We start from the raw sequence: 17431 nt of genomic DNA on the forward strand, positions 1-17431 counted from the left end.
TCGTCCGGAAAGGTGGCGCCCGGCTTCCGGATCGAGCCGCGGGGCTGGACAAACACCCCGTGCCGCCGCGATCTGGCCCAATGGCGCAACGCGACACGACAGGGGCGGAGACCGGGAGCGGGGAGGGGACGGCCAAAATCCTCGCCCGGCGGCTCCACGCCTTCCGGAGCCTCGGCGACAATTGCGAGTTCGGGTTCGTGCAGCGCTACGGCGGCGTCGAGCCCTCCGGCCTGCTGCGCTTCTCCTACACGCCGCTGGAGGACCTGATCCGCGGCCTGCGCTGCGGCTTCGCGGATTTCGGGGTGCCGGGCGACCTGCGCCTGTCGGTGAGCACGGGCGGCACCTATTACTGCCACAGCCGCGCGTACAACATCTGGGCCAATACCGGGCACCCGGCCGGCTCGATCGCCCCGGAGGCGCTGCTGGAGCGGGAATACGGCCGGCTCGCCCATCTCAAGCGCAAGTTCCTGGACGAGCTCGCGGACGGCTCGAAGATCCTGGTGCGCAAGCTCGCCCGCGACGAGCCGGAATCCGGCTTCGCGCGGCTCGCCGAGGCGGTCCGGGCGCACGGGCCCGCGACGCTGCTGCACGTCACCGAGGCCGGGCCGGCCTGGAGGCCGGAGCCCGTCCGGCGCGTCGGCGATCACCTGATCGCGGGGCGGGTGCGCCGGTTCGCGCCGGTGGAGCAGGCCTGGGAACCCGACCTCGAACCCTGGATGCACCTCGTCGACGGCGCCTACGCGCTGGTTCACGGCGCAGGCCCGACCCGCCTGGACGCCGAGGCCTTCCCGGAGGCGCTGGCGCTGTCGGGCCGGCTGCGCCGGCATGTCGGCCGCCACCGGGAGCCGGCGATCAGCGCCTTCACCCGGACGGTCGATCCGGCCCGGTTCGACCGGGACGCGATCCACGTGTTCTCGAGCTGGGTCTGGATCCCGGAGGATTTTTCCGGGACACGCGTCTTCGCGGCGGCCGGCTACGCCCGGCTCGGCTGGCGCGACGCCGACCTGTCGCGGCGCGGGTGCTGGCAGCGCGTCTGGGCCTCCGGGCGGCTGCGCCCCGAGGTCGCCGGCGAGCCGATCGGCCTCGGGATGGTCGGAACCCGCCGGGATGGCTTCTGGTCAGTCGGTGCGCGCTTCGCCGTGGGCCCGATCCCCGGGGATGCCCCCGAGCCCGCCCTGCCGAGGCCGCCGGCCCGGTTCCCGGGGCAGGATCTCCTCGCCCGGCTGCGACCGCGGTTTCCTTGAACCCGGGCAAAATGCCGCTGCCGGCCGGCCCGGCCATGGGCCTGGTCGCCGGAACGTGACGCCGGGCGACACCCGCGCAGCCCGCAGCGTGACGGGAGACCCTTGATTTCCGGGGCCGCGGCCAGATTTCGCCAATGGTCTGAAAGTTGACAGACACCGACCGTCGTCGGGCGCCTCGCCCGCCGCGCCCTCCGGGGCTGTGGCGGAGGCCGGCCGCGTCGGTCGCGCGAGACAGGGGATGGCCCGATGGACGACATGCGGATCGACAAGACCAACACCGAGACGTTCGAGATGAAGGGCCAGTGCCCCTTCGGCGGCGATCGGATCGGCGGCGCCTTCGGCGGGCGGCCTGCCCTGGAGAACTGGTATCCCCATCGCCTGCGGGTCGAGCTGCTGCACCAGAACGGGCTGGCCGCCGATCCGCTGGGCCCGGATTTCGACTACGCCGCCGAGTTCGCCAAGATCGACCTCAACGCGCTCAAGGACGACATCAAGCAGTTCCTGACCTCGTCGGTCGCGTGGTGGCCGTCCGACTACGGCAATTACGGGCCGCAGATGATCCGCATGGCCTGGCACTCGGCCGGCACCTACCGGATCGCGGACGGGCGGGGCGGCGCCGGCACCGGCATGCAGCGCTTCGCGCCGATCTCCAGCTGGTGGGACAACGGCAACACCGACAAGTCGCGCCGCCTCCTGCAGCCGATCAAGCACAAATACGGCAACGCCCTGTCGTGGGCCGACCTGATGGTGCTCACCGGCAATTGCGCCCTGGAGATCATGGGCCTGCCGACCTACGGCTTCGCCGGCGGCCGGCTCGACGCCTGGGAGGCCGACAACGCCACCTACTGGGGCCCCGAGGTGGTCGACATGGGCAGCGTGTCGAGCTTCGACGACATGGTGAACCGCGACAAGCGCTGGCGCGGCAAGAATGGCGACGCGGATTACGACTTGGAGAACCCCCTCGCCGCCTCCCACCAGTCGCTGATCTACGTGAATCCGGAGGGCCCCTACGCGAACGGCGACCCGCAGGGTTCGGCGAACGACATCCGCGTCACCTTCACCCGCATGGCCATGAACAACGAGGAGACCGTGGCGCTGATCGCGGGCGGCCACGCCTTCGGCAAGAGCCACGGCATGACCCCCGCCAAGGAGATCGGCCCGCCGCCCGAGATGGCGCCCATGGAGGCGATGGGCCTGGGCTGGCACAACCCGCGGGGCGCGGGCTCCGGCAAGGACACGATGACCAACGGCATCGAGGGCAGCTGGACCCCCGATCCGACCCAGTGGGACAATGCCTACCTGGAGAATCTCTTCAAGTTCGACTGGGAGCAGACCAAGAGCCCGGCCGGTGCCCTGCAATGGACGCCCAAGGATCCGAATGCGCCGAAGACCCCCGACGCGCATGTCGAAGGCCAGATGCACCCGCTGATGATGATGACCTCCGACATCGCCCTCAAGGTCGATCCGGAGTACCGCAAGGTCTGCGAGAAGTTCTTGGGCGATTTCGACGCCTTCACGCAGGCCTTCTCCAAGGCGTGGTACAAGCTCACCCACCGCGACATGGGCCCCAAGCACCGCTACCTCGGCCCGGAGGTGACGATCGAGGACGGGCTCCTGTGGCAGGACCCGCTGCCCGACGCCGCCTATGCGCCGGTCGGCGAGCCCGAGATCGCCGCGCTGAAGCAGGCGATCCTGGACAAGGGCCTGTCGGTCTCGGACCTCGCCTTCACGGCCTTCTCGGCGGCCGCGACCTACCGCGACAGCGACAAGCGCGGCGGCGCCAATGGCGGGCGGCTGGCGCTGGCGCCCCAGAAGGACTGGGCGGTCAACCGCCGGGCCGCCCCGGTGGTCGAGGCCCTGCGCGGCGTGATGGACGCGTTCAACGACGGACGGAGCGACGGCAAGCGGGTCTCGCTCGCCGACCTGATCGTGCTCGGGGGCTGCGTCGCCGTCGAGAAGGCGGCCGCGGAGGCCGGCGCCGCAATCCCGGTGCCGTTCACCCCGGGCCGGGTCGACACCACGCAGGAGCTCACCGACATCGAGATGTTCGAGTGGCTCAAGCCCGTGGCGGACGGGTTCCGCAACTACGTCGCCGACGGGTTCGGGTCGGTGGCCCGCAACGTCTCGCCGGAGGAACTCTTCCTCGACAAGGCCAACCTGATGACCCTGACGGCCCCGGAATGGGCGGTCCTGACCGCCGGCCTGCGGGCGCTGAACGCCAACCACGACGGCGGACGGCACGGCATCCTCACCGACCGGGTCGGCGTGCTGAGCACGGACTTCTTCAAGGCGGTGACCGACACCGACCTCGTCTGGGAGAAGGCCGATGCGGAGGGCATGACCTTCACGCTCAAGGACCGGGCGAGTGGGCAGCCGAAGTATCAGGCCACGCGCAGCGACCTCGTGTTCGGGTCGAACGCCCAGCTGCGCAACATCGCGGACGCCTATGCGGGCAGCGATGGTGAGGCGCGGTTCGTCAGGGACTTCGTCCGGGTCTGGGACAAGGTCATGATGCTCGACCGCTACGACGTGAAGGGCCACAAGCGCTACGCGCCCATGGCGGCCTGAGATGGCGGCCTGAGACGGCGGCCTGATTCCAAGGCTTGAGACAACCTGACCGGCCCCCGCCCCGTCGTCGCACGGGGCGGGGGCCGATCTATTTCCAGCCTCTGCCGGCCTCCGCTCAGGCCGCCCGCCGCTGGCTGCCGGCGGCGGAAGCCTGGGCCACCGGCATGTCGGCCTCCGCGATCGGCCGGAAGCGGCCATCCGCGCCGTCATAGGCCAGCAGGGCGCCGGTCTCGATCTCGAAGAACCAGCCATGCAGGCGCAGCGTCCCCTTGGCGAGGGCGGCCGCGACGCTCGGATGCGTGCGCAGGTTGGCGAGCTGCACCACCACGTTCTCCAACGCGAGGGCGTGGTGGCGGGCTGTCTCGTCCATGTCCTCCGGATAGGCCTCGCAGACGATCCGCTCGGCGGCCTCCGCGTGGCGCAGCCAGGCCGCGACCGCGGGCATCCGCGCCAGCGCGTCCCGGTGCATCAGCCCGTGCATCGCGCCGCAATCGGAATGGCCGCAGACCACGATGTCGCGCACCTTGAGCGCCACCACGGCGTACTCGATCGCCGAGGACACGCCGCCGATCACGTCGGAGGCCGGGGGCACGATGTTGCCGGCGTTGCGGCAGACGAACAAGTCGCCCGGCCCCGCCTGGGTGATGTGCTCCGGCGAGACCCGGGAATCCGCGCAGGCGATGATCAGCGCGCTCGGGTGCTGACCGCCGCGCACGAGCTGCTGGTACATCGCGCGCTGGCCGGGGAAGACGGTGCCCTGGAAGGCGGCGATCCCCTGGACGAGGTTGTTCATGAACGGATCCCTGACACGGGCGGAAGCGGGGAAGGCGGCGGGGAAGGAGGCGGGGAGGGCCGGCCGGGCCGGAGCCCGGCGGCCGGATGATCTCAGCGCAGGACCTGACGGCGCGGCGCGATGCCGGAGGCCCAGTGGGGCTCGACCGGGCGGACCATCGCGGCCCCGGCCCGCTCGTGGAGCATCGGCGCCCCGAGGATCTGGCCGGTGCCCCGGCGCTGCGAATGGAGCGAGCGCGGGTCATGGTGGGGATCGCTGACGTAGGAGCTCATATGGCCGCCGCCGGCGACCTGACGGCTCCCGCCGCCGCCCTCGCCGGCCTGCGCCGCAAGGGGTGCCGCGAGGGCGGCGGCCAGGGCGGCGAGGCCGAGGGCCGGGCGGAGGAGGGAGAGGGGGCGTGCGCGCATCGTCGTGTCTCCGGGTCTGGTCTGGCTCCGCGGACGACCGGGCGTCGCCGCTGATGTCGTGAACATAGGCATGATCAGCCAGGCCCGATGTGCGTCGGGACACAGTCGAACGATGAAAAATTTAATCCTTGTCTCAAGTAATACTGTGTGCGTGGGCGCACGTTGAAATACATCCGCACGCGGCAGCGGGATTACGCCGCACGATGGGATTGAGTCGTGCGACCGCGCGTGGCGGCGAAGACTTCCGGACGGCAGACGCTTCGTGCCGTGTCATCAGGAGGGCCGAGCAGCCTCTGCTTCGCCCCTACGCTCGGAAGCAGGTCAGTAGACCCCCCTGTCCGAACGCGCTCCCTCTCGGGAGGCGCCCCGCCTAAGCGCGCCCGGCCCGGAGGCGCCGCGGCAGCGGCCCGGTCTCCGCGCAACCCGCGGGCAGGGGGCTCGCCGCCGCGTAGACCAGACCCTCGGCCGCGTAGGTCAGGCTCGCGGTGTCCCGCCCCGCGAAACCCCGCTCCAGGAGGCGCGTGCCGAACCCCGTCCGGGACGGCGGCACGACCGGCGGACCGCCGCGCTCGCGCCAGGTCACGCGCAGGGTCCGGCCCTCCGAAGCGCTCTCCAGCGTCCAGGCCAGCGCCACGCGGCCGCCCGGGACCGACAGGGCGCCGTGCTTGACCGCGTTGGTGCACAATTCGTGCAGGATCATCGTGAGCGCCAGAGCCCCCTCGGGCGGCAGCCGCAGGTCCGGCCCGTCCAGGGTGACGCGCGGGGCCCGGCCGGGGCCGGGCTCGCCCTGGAAGGGGCGCACGGCCTGGTCGGCCATCCCGCGCAGGTCCGCGCTCGCCCAGCTCTCCCGGGTCAGGATGTCGTGGGCGCGCGACAGGGCGAGCAGGCGGGCCTCGAAGGCGTCGCGCCCGGCCACGGCGCCGCCGCCGAGGTTCTTCAGGCTCTGCGCCGCCATCGACTGCACGGTGGCCAGGGTATTCTTCACCCTGTGATTGAGCTCGTCGATTAGCAGCCGGTGGGCCTCGCCGCGGCGGGCGAGCTCGTCCGCCGCATGGCCCAGGGCATCGGCGATCAGCGCGCCCTCGCGCACGAGGGAGCGGGGCAGGGGCGGCAGCGGCCGGTCGCTCCCCAGGACGCCCGCGGCCAGGGCCAGCTCCCGCAGGGGCCGGGCGATCAGGCCGGCGAGCAGCCACGCGAGCAAGGCCGCCGCGAGGGCCACCACGCTGCCCGCCATCAGGATGCTGCGGCGCAGGGCGGCGGCGGGCGCCAGGGCCCGGTCGGCGGTCTGGCGCACCACCACCTGCCAGCCGAGCCCGGGATAGTCCCGGTGTCCGGCCGTGGCGGCGCGGGCGCTGAGATAGGACGCGGTCGAATCGGGCCACAGGCCGACCCGGCTCGCGCCCTGCGGATCGAGGGGCCGCCCGCCGGTCAGCACATCCGCGGGGAGGGGGGAACCCTGCAGGGCGGGGGGCCCGAGCAGCACGCTGCCGTCGCGCGCCAGGATCAGGATCTCGGCCCCGGCGCGATGGCCCCGGAACGCGCCTTCGAGCAGGCGCGCCATGTCGCGCGCCCAGGTCCAGTCGAGATGGGCGGCCAGCACCCCGACAGGCTGGCCATCCGCACCCCGCACCGGGGCCGCGAGGTCGAGGAGGCGCAGGGGCTCCCGCGCGGTCGGGCTCTGCAGGAGCTTGGCCGGATGCACGTCGCCCACGAAGGGCTTCTCGCGGCCGGCGCGGAAATAGTCGCGGCCGGAGACGTCCGCCCCCTCCAGGGCGCCGGTGCTGGTCACCGCGACGCGGCCGTCCGCGTCGATCAGGCCGATGATCGAGTAGGCCGGGTAGGTCGCCTGCAGCCGCTCCATCAGGGCGCGCTTGGCCGCCGTGCCGGACCGCGGATCGCGCAGGCTGTCGGAGGCGGCGGCGATCTGGATGTCGCGCCAGCGCTCGAACATGCCGAGATCGAGGCTGCGGGCCATCTGGCCGGCGATCTCGGCGAGCTGGCCGCCGACCTCCGCCTCGAGCCGGGCGGTCGCGTCGCGGCTCACCAGGGCGGCCAGCACCAGGGTGGCGAGGAGGCCGAGGGTGCCGAAGCCCAGCGCCAGCACCACGCGCAGCCGCGGCACCGGCCATCCGCGGCGCAGGCCGGCGCGGGCGCCGGTTTCGCCCGGCCCGGAGGAGGCCGCGACGGGGGGAGGGGGGGAAGCCGCCGGAGGCATCGCGGCGGCAGGGGCGTCCGATCGCGCGTGAGCCCGCATCCGATCCCTCTTCGGATCCGGCCTGCCCCGCGGCCGGAGATCGCGCCCGCCGAGCCTGTTCGGCGTCCTGTTGTTCCGACGCCCGTCTCACCACGGCCCCGGGCGCTCAGCAAGACCGGATCGACGCCCCACGATCCAGAATCTCTATCACCAGTTGCAAATTTGACTCGACGGTCCCGGGGCCGCCAGAGCCGCCATCACGGCTGCCGTCAGCCCCCGAGCAGGGCATGGGCCGCCCGCACCAGGATCCCGTCCGGCCGGCGCAGGGCGTCGAGCACGGAGAAATGGTCCGCCCCGGCCACGGGCAGCAGGGGGCCGGGGGCATGGGCCGCCGCCCGCAGGGCGTGGAGGTTGCGGGCGTCGTGGATCAGCGCGGGCAGCTCGGCCGTGCCGTAGGCGATGCACAGGGGCTTGGGGCAGACCGGCAGGCGCAGGGGCGAGAGGGTCTCGATCTCCGCGTCGGTCAGACCGAGCTTGGCGTCGAGATAGGTCTCGCGGATCGGCGCGAGGTCGTAGACGCCCGAGATGGCGAGACCCGCCGCCACGGCCGGGTGGCCGAGTTGCAGCGCGGCGAGCAGCCCGCCCGCCGACCAGCCCGACAGGACCAGGGGGCCGCGGATCCCGTGCCCCGGCCCCTGCGCGGCCAGCCAGTCGAGGGCCGCCCCGATCTCGGCCGCGATCCGGGTGAGGCTCGCCTCCGGGGCGAGGGTGTAGCCGACCATCGCCACCGACCAGCCGGCGGCGTTCGGGCCTTGCGCGAAGCAGGCGAACAGCTCCCGGGCGCTCCGCTGCCAGTAGCCCCCGTGGAGAAGACGAGGCAGGGCGCCCCGCCGTCCCGGGCCGGATAGAGATCGATCGCATTGCGGGCCCCCGGGCCGTAGGGCCGGTCGAGCGCCCCCGGATGCGCGGACCGGTAGGCCGCCGAGGCGGCGTCCCGGGCGGCGACCCGCTGCGCGCTGTCGGCCACCGCGCGGGTGTTGTCGTAGCAGGCGTCCCGGGCGTCGGGATCGAGGGACGCCCAGCGGCGGCGCGGATCCGCCGGGGTCGGATCGTCGAGGCGGAACGCTTGAACCATTGTGGGTTGTCTCCGGCACCTCCCGGCTCACCCATCATGGCAGGGTGCCGGGTCGAGGCAAGTCAGAAGCCGGGCGCTGCCCCGGGAATCGTGCCGCCGTAGCCCCAGCCGGTGAAGGGCGGGGCCGCCACCCGCTCCCGCGTGGCCGGGGCGAAGATCCGGGCGAGCGGCCGGGGCTGCTGCCAGGAATCTTGCCACCTCTGCCAGTCCCGGAGCCGGTCGCGGGCGGCCATCCGGGCGATCGTGCGGTCCGTGTCGGTCGCGTGGCCCAGCGGGCGCCGGTGCGGGCGGGCCTCGGCCGTGGCCGGGAGCAGGACGAACAGGACCAGGGAAGCGGCAATCGCGCGGGGCGGGCGGCGCATGGATCGGGCTCGGCGGGGGAGGGGCCTTCCGGAAGCTACGCCGCGGACGCGCCTTCGGTTCCGGGATCCCCGGCGGCCCGAAAACCCCGTACACAGGTGTCTGTCCCGGAACGAGTCGCGCGGCCCATGCCAGAATTCGATCCCTCCACCGCCCCGCCCCCTGCCGACGCGCCCGATCCCGCGGCGTTGCTGGCGACCCTCGTCGGGTTCGACACGGTGAGCGACCGCTCGAACCTGCCGCTGATCGACTGGGTGGAGGCCTATGGCCGCCGCCACGGCGCCGCGGTGGAGCGGGTGCCGGACGCCACCGGCCGGAAGGCGGCGCTGCTCATCAGCGTCGGCCCGTTCGCGGACCGCCCCGGCTACGTGCTGTCCGGCCACAGCGACGTGGTGCCGGTGGAGGGCCAGCCCTGGTCGTCGGACCCGTTCACCCTCCGGGAGGAGGGGGGCCGGCTCTACGGGCGGGGCACCTCCGACATGAAGGGGTTCCTGGCGGTCTGCCTCGCGCTCCTGCCCGAGATGGTCGCGGCGGATCTCGCCACCCCGCTGCACCTCGCGATCTCGTACGACGAGGAGGTCGGCTGCCTGGGCGTGCGCCCGCTGATCGCCCGGATGCTGGAGCGTGTACCCCGGCCGCTGGGCTGCTTCGTGGGCGAGCCGACGGGCATGGAGGTGGTGGTCGGCCACAAGGGCAAGTCCGCCGCCCGCCTCACCTTCCGGGGCCGGGCCAGCCATTCGGCGCTCGCCCCCCAGGGGGTCAACGCGGTCGAATACGCCGCCCGGTTCATCGAGCACGTCCGGCTGTCCGCGGAGGCGCTGGCCCGGGACGGCGCCCGCGACGACCTCTACGACGTGCCCCACACCACCGGCCTGTCGAGCGTGATCCAGGGCGGCGCGGCGCTCAACATCGTGCCCGACAGCTGCAGCGTCAGCTTCGAGTACCGGGCGATCGGCGCGGACGATGCCGGGGCGCTGGCGGCGTCGGCGATCGCCTACGCCACCGACACGCTGGCGCCGCTGATGCGGGCCGTGGACCCGGCCTGCGGCGTCGCGGTCGAGCCGCTGATCGACTATCCCGGCCTCGACACCGACCCGGAGGCGCCGGTCGTGACCCTGGCCAAGCGGCTCGCCGGCCGCAACAGCCACGCCAAGGTCTCGTACGGCACGGAGGGCGGGCTGTTCGAGCGGCTCGGCGGCGTGCCCGCCTTGGTGATCGGCCCCGGCTCGATCGCCCGCGCCCACCGGGCCGACGAATACGTGACCCGGGCCGAACTCGACGCCTGCGCGGGCTTCCTGCGCCGCCTGATCGCGATGTGCCGCGGCTGAAATCGGGGATTCCAAAGGGCTGAGCCCTTTGGTGGGGCGTCGGGGTGAAACCCCGACATACGGATCCCGGACCCACGAAAAGGGGGTCCGGGATCCGTACCGCAGGGCTCTGCCCTGCACCCGCCAAAGGCCTCGTCCTTTGGAATCCCGTGACGTTCGCCGGTGCGCCGCCCTATCTCGCGGGGACCCTGACGAACCCCGGACCCCGCGATGGATGATGCCCGACACGGCCGCTACGGCTACAGCGCCCTGCCCGACCGCCCGGTCTACGACTGGCCCGGCGGGCGGCGGCTCGCGGTCTATGTCGCGCTGAACCTCGAGACCTTCGACTTCGGCGCGGGACTCGGCGCCGAGCTGGCCCCGGGCGGGCCGCAGCCCGACGTGCTGAACTACGCCTGGCGGGATTGGGGCAACCGGGTTGGGGCGTGGCGGCTGCGCGACACCTTCGACGCCCTGGCCCTGCCGGCGAGCGTCCTGGCGAACAGCCGGCTCTACCGGGACTGCCCCGGCCTGATCGAGGCCTTCCGGGCGCGGGGCGACGAGATCGTCGGCCACGGCCGCACCAATGCCGAGCGGCAGGGCACGCTGCCGGAGGCGGAGGAGCGCGCCCTGATCGCGGAGGCCACCGCGCTCCTCACCCGGGAGGAGGGGCGGGCGCCCGCGGGCTGGCTCGGCCCGTGGATCTCGCAGTCCCGGATCACGCCCGACCTCCTGGCCGAGGCCGGCTACCGCTACCTGCTCGACTGGTGCCACGACGACCAGCCCACCTGGATGGCGACCCGCGGCGGGGGTAAGATCCTCGCGGTGCCCTACCCCCAGGAGCTGAACGACATCCCGGCGATCGTCGCCCGCAAGGAGACCGGCCGCCAGTTCGCCGACGCGATCGTCGACGCCTTCGACGAGATGCTGGAACAATCCGCGGCGGCGCCCCTGGTGATGGGGATCGCGCTCCACCCCTACATCGTCGGGCAGCCCCAAAGGCTGCGGCCCCTGCGGGCGGCGCTCGCCCACATCGCGTCCCACCGGGACCGCATCTGGCTCACCACGGCAGGGGCGATCGCCGCACAGGTCTACGCTGACGCCTCACGGGATTCCGAAGGGCGCTAGCCCTTCGGCGGGGTGTCGGGGCAGGGCCCCGACGCTTGGGCCCCGACGCTCGGGCCTCGCCCGATTCATCAGTCCGGGATCGCGAAGCCGATCGACAGGCACAAAGCCGCCACGGCGGTCAGCGCCACGGCGGCCTGCCGGACCTGATGCCAGCGCGCATGGCGCGCGCGCTCCTCCGAACTCGCGCCCAGTTGCAATTCGTCCTCGAACCCCCTCACGAAGGCGTCGAAGCTCGGGAAGGCCCGCCGCGCGAGCCACAGCCACACGCCGACGGCGACCAGGCTGATGGCCCAGCCCCCGTAGGTAAACGCATCGTCCAGCATCCGGCGCCGCCTCGTGGCTACGCCCCCCTCGCCGCGCATCCTACGGCAGGTTCCCGTAACCGCCTAGATGAAACAACACCACACCGCGCCAAGACCGCGTTTCCGGGTGTATCCGGCCCGCTCAAGACTTGACCCGACCCAGGGCGTAGAGGGTGATGGCGGCGGCGTTCGAGACGTTGAGGCTGCGGATCGCCCCCGAGAACGGGATCCGGGCCAGCACGTCGCAGCAGCTCCGGGTCCGCTCGCGCAGGCCCTTGCCCTCGGCGCCCAGCACGATCACCAGGGGCCGGGCGATGGTCAGGGTGTCGAGGCTCTCGGGCGCGTCGGAATCGAGCCCGACCCGGGTGAAGCCGCGCTCCCCCAGGCCGATCAGCGCCTCGGCGAGGTTGCGCACGGTCACGAACGGCACGTGCTCCAGCCCGCCGGAGGCGGATTTCGCCAGGACCCCGGTGGCGCCCGGCGCGTGGCGGGCCGTGGTGACGATCCCCGCGACCCCGAAGGCCGCGGCGGTGCGCACGATCGCCCCGACATTGTGCGGGTCGGTGATCTGATCGAGCGCCAGCAGCAGGGCGTCGGCCGGCAGATCGTCGAGCCCGGGGGCGGGCAGGGGCTCCGCTTCGAGATACAGGCCCTGGTGGACCGCATCGGGCCCGAGCAGCCGGCCGATCTCGCTCGGGCGGACCAGCTCGGGGGTGATCCGCAGGGCGCCCCCGAATTCCGCCTCCAGGCGCGCGGCGGCGTTCTCGGTGGCGAGCAGCCGGTGCAGGCCGCGCGCCTCGTTCCCCAGGGCCTGGACCACCGGATGCCAGCCATAGAGCACGGTCGCCCCGTCGGCGGCCTCCCGCCGGGGGCCCGTCGGCGGGGGGCGGTAGCCGGGCCGCCCGCCAGGTCGCCATGAACCCGGCGGCCGTCCGCCCGGTGGTCGGCCCTTGGCCGGGCGGTCGTCGTTGCGGCGATCCGTCATGAGGGGAGGACGGGTGAGCGGAACATCGGCATGGCCTTTCTGGGCGCCCACATCGGGGATCCCGAGAAACCGGGCGTGATCGGTCACGTCAAGTCAGTCTCAAGCGCGTCGCGCCAGGCTTCCCCCCGAGGGGCAGATCGCTCCGGAATGTGGACAAGCCGCGCATATTCCCTTTGATCCCTGTGAAAATTCCTTCCCTTGAGGGGTCGTTCGCTCAAACGAACGGTGCGGCGTGCAGTAGGAAGATTATCTGGGAGAGTCTTTCAGAGAGTCAGTTCAGCAGGTTATATGAGGGTCGAAATTGCTGTGTGGTGTCAGGGCCTTGATGGCACTTTGCGTATCCGACTCTGCGCGGAGGCGCATCGAACTCTGCGCATGGACGTATCGGAGTCTGCGCGGGATCTGCGGGTCGCCGTATCGGATTCGGCGCATCGGCGTATCGGATTCGGCGCGAAATCCCGCCGGGCGCGGTGGATAACGGGGACGGAATGTCCGGGCCGGGGCGTATCGAACTCTGCGTGGCCTGATCGGGCCGGCGCGGGCCGTATGCGACTCTGCGTGATCCGACGCTCGACCCGCACGGGCAATCCCACGGGCAATCCCACGGGGAAGCGTGGATTACCGGGACAAGCCGGATCGGAGCCGGGCCCCGGCGGCCGAATCGTGGCATGGCAGGATCGGGCCGCCATCCCGCCCACAGGGGAGGGTGCGCCCGTGCGATTCGGGCCGAGGGGCGATGACCATCGAGGAGAAGATCGCGGCGATCCACGATCCGGACCTGCGGGCCGAGGTCGAGGCGGCGCGCGGCGGCTTCCTGTTCGCGCAGATCGTCGAGCACGTCCTGCATCGCCAGCGCGAACGCGACGCGCAGGCCGCCCTGCTCGGCGAGGAGGAGCGCCGCCGGTCGAGCCTCTCCCGCGACCAGCGCCGCCGCGACGCCGTGCGGCTCGTGATCGAGAGCGAGCCGGCGCTGCCGTCGAGCCTGCAGCACATCCACTCGGTGCTGGCGCTCTGCGGCCTGCCCTATCGCGACCCCGGGCCGGTGCGCGAATTCTCCCGCACCTACGGGCGCAACTCGCTGAGCCTGATCGCCGGGCGGATCAAGGATCCGGAGACCGGCGCCTTCGAGCCGCAGGGCCTGCCCTACGGGCCGAAGGCCCGGCTGATGCTGCTGCACCTCTGCACCGAGGCCGTGCGCCAGCGCAGCGCCACCGTGAAGGTCGCCGAGACCCTGTCGGGCTTCATGCGCGAGATGGGGTTCGCGGTGACCGGCGGCGAGCGCGGCACCATCCGTCAGTTCAAGGAACAGCTGAACCGGCTGGCCGCCTGCTCGATGCAGATCGGCCTCTGGGACGGGCGCGACAGCGCCACCACCCTCAACGTCCCGCCCTTCCGCAGCCTGGAGCTGTGGCGTCCCCGGGCCGGCGAGGGGGACGAGACCGCGGAACGCACCGTGCGCTTCGATCCGGAATTCTACGAGACCCTGATCCGGCACGCCCTGCCGGTCGACATCCGGGCCGCCCGGGCCTTCTCGGGCTCGGCCCGGAAGCTCGACCTGCTGTTCTGGACCGGCTACCGGCTGCGGTCCCTCCAGCGGCCGCTGCGGCTGACCTGGGCCAACCTCCACGCCCAGTTCGGGGCCGAGAACGCCTCGATCCGCAGCTTCCGGCAGGCCTTCAAGGCGGATCTCGCCCATCTGTGCGAGGTGTTTCCGCGCCTGCCGATCGTGCTCGACGATAACGGCCTGACCCTGCACCCGGCCGACCCCAGCGCCCTGCTGGTGCCGCCCCGGCCGGCCTCGAAGGGAAAGCGGTTGCGAAGCACGGAATAAGAGAGCGCCTCAGGGAACGCCCTTCTGTTCCCTGAGATAGGCCGGTACCATCCAGAATTCTGTTCCCAAAACTCGGAATAAACGGTATGTTCCTTCTGGCGGGAAGGAATGGCCGATGGGCTTGTCGGATGCTGAGATCGAGATGCGGCTCGCGGCTCTGCGCCGCCAGCGGGAGGCGCTCGACCGGGAGATCGCGGATCTCGTCCTCTATCAGGAACTCGGCCGCCGCCTCGGGGCCGTGAAGGCAGGGGCCGACAGGCACGATCCGGACCCGGGATCGGAGGCTGGCGCCATGTCCGGCCCGGCACCCGATCGAGGCCGCGCACAGGATACAGTCCCGCCCCCGCCCCCGCCCCCGCCCGCAAACCAGGCGAGCCCATCGGATTCGAGGCCGGATGGCGTCCGGCCCTCCGGCCGCGGAAGCGCAGCCGCCGGATTGCCCGCGTCGGGATATTCCGAGACCCGGACGACGATCCCACCGGCCATCGCCTTCACGGAGGATGTCGCGGGGGCCCGGCGCTACGGCCGGGCCGTCGTGGAGGCCGCCTGCGCGGCCCTGGCGCAGGCGGATCGACCTTTGCACGCGGCCGAGATCCTGGACATCCTCTCGGCGCAGGGCTTCACCCTGCCGGGCCGCGACCCCGTGGCGGCCCTCAACACCCGGTTGTGGAAGCGATCCGGCCCGGACGGCCCCCTGCGGCGCGTCGGCGAGGCCACCTACGCGCTGGCGACGGATGGGGTGTCGGCCTGATCGACCGCCGACGGATCACGAATCCGCGAGAGCCGGCCTTGCGCAGGCCCGCTTGCCTCATATCGGGGTCGTGGACCGCCGGGAAACCTGATCGGATCGGCGGGATTGCGGGGTGAGGCCGGATCCGCGCGGCGGATCGGCGCTCCGGGCCGGGGAGGGGTGTCATGGGCGGGAGCGACCGGAATCGGAACCCCGGGGCACGCCCCACCGCACGGGACGCTGGTTCGGCGCAAGGGCGCGGGTCGACACGCGGACTCGCAACCGTGCGCGATGGCAGCGCCACCGGTTCCGAGCAGATTTCCGTTGGCAGGCCGACGCGTCGGCCGCCCCGGGTCCCGGTGGATCACGGGGTCCCGTCGCAGGATCGGCGGCCGCTCGTGCGAAACCTGCTTGCGCGCGCGCCGGGCGCTACGCGGTGACGGTGGCGCTCGCAAACCCGGCCGCACAGGCCTGTGCCTTCGTGCTCGGCTGCGCGGTGATCCATGCGGCCCGGGCCCACGCGGAGCTGCTCACGCGCCTGCTCGTGACCGCGATCGTCGCGGCGGCCGTGCTGCTGCTGCTCGCCGCTTCCCTCACCTACGCGTCGGACGCCGACGCGACCGTCGATGAGGTTTCGCTCTACGCCGCCTCGTGAACCGATGGCCGCGCGGGCCGGCTCAGTTGATCATGCAGAAGCCGGCTCCGGTCCCGACCCGGCGCTCCTGCGCACACCAGGGCCTGGCGGGCGAGGGCACGCTCTTCAGATCGGCGACGGCCTGGCTGGCGCCCGATTCCACGCCGCGCAGGGCAGGGCCGCCGGCGGGCCTCTCGCCGATCGTGAGCGCGTGCGACATGGAGGGGTCGCCCTCGGCGTGACCGGTCTCGACCTTCGACTCGGGGACCCGGTCGCCCGGCTGTGCCAGATTGGGTGGGGCCAGCGTCGCGAGCCCGGGCATATCCTGCGCGGCGGCGGCGCCACACAGGATCAGACAGGCGGCCGGAGCCATGAGGAACCTGAGCATCGACGAAGCTCCTGATGCGAGCGATCCCGCCGCCCGAACCCGCACGACGAGACCAGCCGGCGGGCGAATCTAGGGGGCGGCCCGTTAAGAACAGACAAAAATTCAGAATTAATAAGTCCCTATCAATAGTTTCTGGATACTGGAATGGAGCGGTCACTCTGGATCGACATCCGGTCCGGAAGCTTCGGGATGCGGGTGGACCGCGCCGCAGCCGGCCCCGGCGGGCCGAACCGCGCGACGACGATGAGATCCACGCGGTCCGGGCGGGTTGGCCACCTGCCCGAAGCCGCACGCCCGAAGCCGCACGCCCGTGAGGCCAGACCTGCCGCCCCGATCTCGAGCGCGCGAACGCGGACCTGCATGCGGGATCGGGCTGCAGCGCGTGCGCGTCGTGCGCGCGGGGAGGGGGCTTGAACCGCCCTCGCCCGGTCGAGGATCGCGGGCACCGCATGTCCCCACCCACCCAGGATCATAAGGCCGATCCGGCACCACCGACGCACCGGCACCACCGACGCACCAGCACCCCCCGCCGGATCCTGCCGGAGCCGGCATTTTGCGTTCGCATAAGATATATTATGGAACTATAGCGGTCCGCGGGGTGGGGTGAGGGGGCTGGTCCGAAGGCTTGGCATGCCAACGCGGCACCCGGCACGTCGCCGGCATGTTGCCAGCACGTCCGAGCAGGCATCTCAGACGGTTCGTCTTGAACGGTGCCATGACCGGTGACGAAGCCGCCACGACACCGTCCGGGCGATGTGGCTTGCGAGGCGCCTCACGGCCGAGCGTTCCGCCATCGGGCGCAGACGGGGCGATCCGGGTGAGGGCGGTCTCAGCCCCCTCCCCGCCGGGATCGCTTCGCTCGCATGAGGTGCAGCCACCGATTTCGACGATGCCCTGGTGCCGCACGGGATCCACCAGTTCACCCATCCGCAGGGCTTGACAATGTTCCTATTTTGTGCTCATTAGCCGCCACCTGTCCGCGGCGCTTCGGGAGTGATCCCGGGGCGTCCTTTACGGGGCCCGTCCGGTGGCTGACCGGGCGGGCCCGCGGATGGGGCGGTGCCCGCGTCGGTGGCTCTCAGCCGCCATCGCCCCGGGCGGCGGAACCGGTACGGGGCGTGTCTCGGATGCGGGGCGTGAGAAACAACGCTAACCCCGGCGGGGGGAGGAAATGACCCCCGCGCCGACCCCCTTCTGGGCCGACCCCACGTGACCTGCGGACCCGTCCACTACGAGGCGGGTAAACGGCTGGAAGGCCACAGCGCTTTGCGGGTTCCGGCGGTGCCAGCACCGCGTCCGAGACCGTCTGCCGGCGCGTCGCAGGACCGGGCCGTCGCACAGACACCGCGACGAGAAAGACGGCGTTGATCGGGGCGGATGCCCGGTCGATGCCGCGGGCGCCGCGGGGACCGGATCCCGCGCGTT

The 17431-nt window shown here is 72.3% G+C and carries 14 protein-coding genes and 1 pseudogene; 7 read left to right on the forward strand and 8 right to left on the reverse strand.

Annotated features, from left to right (window positions below; all coding sequences use genetic code 11):
* Positions 1 to 80 precede the first annotated feature (80 nt).
* Together MKK88_RS03705 and katG are read left to right on the forward strand one after the other, a co-directional pair.
* A complete protein-coding gene (locus MKK88_RS03705; protein ID WP_243997249.1) occupies positions 81 to 1244 on the forward strand; it encodes a hypothetical protein in 1164 nt (387 codons plus the stop codon).
* 246 nt (positions 1245 to 1490) lie between these two features.
* Positions 1491 to 3812 (forward strand): catalase/peroxidase HPI, encoded by a 2322-nt coding sequence (gene katG, locus MKK88_RS03710; protein WP_243997250.1) that lies wholly within the window; start codon positions 1491 to 1493, stop codon positions 3810 to 3812.
* A 115-nt stretch (positions 3813 to 3927) separates the two neighbouring features.
* Here katG and MKK88_RS03715 read toward each other — a convergent pair whose 3' ends face one another.
* The 5 genes and pseudogenes from MKK88_RS03715 to MKK88_RS03735 form a co-directional block, all read right to left on the reverse strand.
* Entirely contained in the window at positions 3928 to 4605 is a 678-nt protein-coding gene (locus MKK88_RS03715; protein ID WP_243997251.1) for a carbonic anhydrase, read from the reverse strand.
* A gap of 92 nt (positions 4606 to 4697) precedes the next feature.
* Positions 4698 to 5012 (reverse strand): hypothetical protein, encoded by a 315-nt coding sequence (locus tag MKK88_RS03720; protein ID WP_243997252.1) that lies wholly within the window; start codon positions 5010 to 5012, stop codon positions 4698 to 4700.
* Between the two features lie 370 nt (positions 5013 to 5382).
* Positions 5383 to 7134, reverse strand: a complete 1752-nt coding sequence (locus tag MKK88_RS03725; RefSeq protein ID WP_409566611.1) for a sensor histidine kinase — start codon at positions 7132 to 7134, stop codon at positions 5383 to 5385.
* 341 nt (positions 7135 to 7475) lie between these two features.
* Positions 7476 to 8341, reverse strand: a pseudogene (locus MKK88_RS03730) (alpha/beta hydrolase).
* A 62-nt stretch (positions 8342 to 8403) separates the two neighbouring features.
* The gene (locus tag MKK88_RS03735; protein WP_243997254.1) at positions 8404 to 8703 is read right to left on the reverse strand and encodes a hypothetical protein; all 300 of its coding nucleotides are present in this window, start codon (positions 8701 to 8703) and stop codon (positions 8404 to 8406) included.
* 126 nt (positions 8704 to 8829) lie between these two features.
* Here MKK88_RS03735 and argE point away from each other — a divergent pair, with 126 nt between their 5' ends.
* On the forward strand, positions 8830 to 10029 hold the full coding sequence (gene argE, locus MKK88_RS03740) for an acetylornithine deacetylase (RefSeq protein ID WP_243997255.1): 1200 nt from the start codon (positions 8830 to 8832) through the stop codon (positions 10027 to 10029).
* A 210-nt stretch (positions 10030 to 10239) separates the two neighbouring features.
* Entirely contained in the window at positions 10240 to 11136 is an 897-nt protein-coding gene (locus MKK88_RS03745) for a polysaccharide deacetylase family protein (RefSeq protein WP_243997256.1), read from the forward strand.
* A gap of 68 nt (positions 11137 to 11204) precedes the next feature.
* Here MKK88_RS03745 and MKK88_RS03750 read toward each other — a convergent pair whose 3' ends face one another.
* A complete protein-coding gene (locus MKK88_RS03750) occupies positions 11205 to 11459 on the reverse strand; it encodes a hypothetical protein (protein ID WP_243997257.1) in 255 nt (84 codons plus the stop codon).
* A gap of 121 nt (positions 11460 to 11580) precedes the next feature.
* Positions 11581 to 12423, reverse strand: coding sequence for a TrmH family RNA methyltransferase (locus MKK88_RS03755; protein ID WP_243997265.1), 843 nt, complete (start codon positions 12421 to 12423; stop codon positions 11581 to 11583).
* A gap of 736 nt (positions 12424 to 13159) precedes the next feature.
* On the opposite strand from MKK88_RS03755, the gene MKK88_RS03760 reads away from it, so the two are divergent.
* The 3 genes from MKK88_RS03760 (at position 13160) to MKK88_RS03770 (ending at position 15639) form a co-directional block, all read left to right on the forward strand.
* Positions 13160 to 14254, forward strand: a complete 1095-nt coding sequence (locus MKK88_RS03760) for a replication protein RepA (protein ID WP_243997259.1) — start codon at positions 13160 to 13162, stop codon at positions 14252 to 14254.
* 115 nt (positions 14255 to 14369) lie between these two features.
* Complete coding sequence (locus MKK88_RS03765) at positions 14370 to 15005, forward strand: HTH domain-containing protein (protein WP_243997261.1); 636 nt, start codon at positions 14370 to 14372, stop codon at positions 15003 to 15005.
* Positions 15006 to 15426: 421 nt separating this feature from the next.
* The gene (locus MKK88_RS03770) at positions 15427 to 15639 is read left to right on the forward strand and encodes a hypothetical protein (protein ID WP_243997262.1); all 213 of its coding nucleotides are present in this window, start codon (positions 15427 to 15429) and stop codon (positions 15637 to 15639) included.
* 22 nt (positions 15640 to 15661) lie between these two features.
* Here the strand turns inward: MKK88_RS03770 and MKK88_RS03775 are convergent, their stop codons facing one another.
* Positions 15662 to 16006 (reverse strand): hypothetical protein, encoded by a 345-nt coding sequence (locus tag MKK88_RS03775; protein ID WP_243997263.1) that lies wholly within the window; start codon positions 16004 to 16006, stop codon positions 15662 to 15664.
* Between the last annotated feature and the right edge of the window lie 1425 nt (positions 16007 to 17431).

This window comes from Methylobacterium sp. E-005, from assembly GCF_022829725.1.
Classification (GTDB): domain Bacteria; phylum Pseudomonadota; class Alphaproteobacteria; order Rhizobiales; family Beijerinckiaceae; genus Methylobacterium.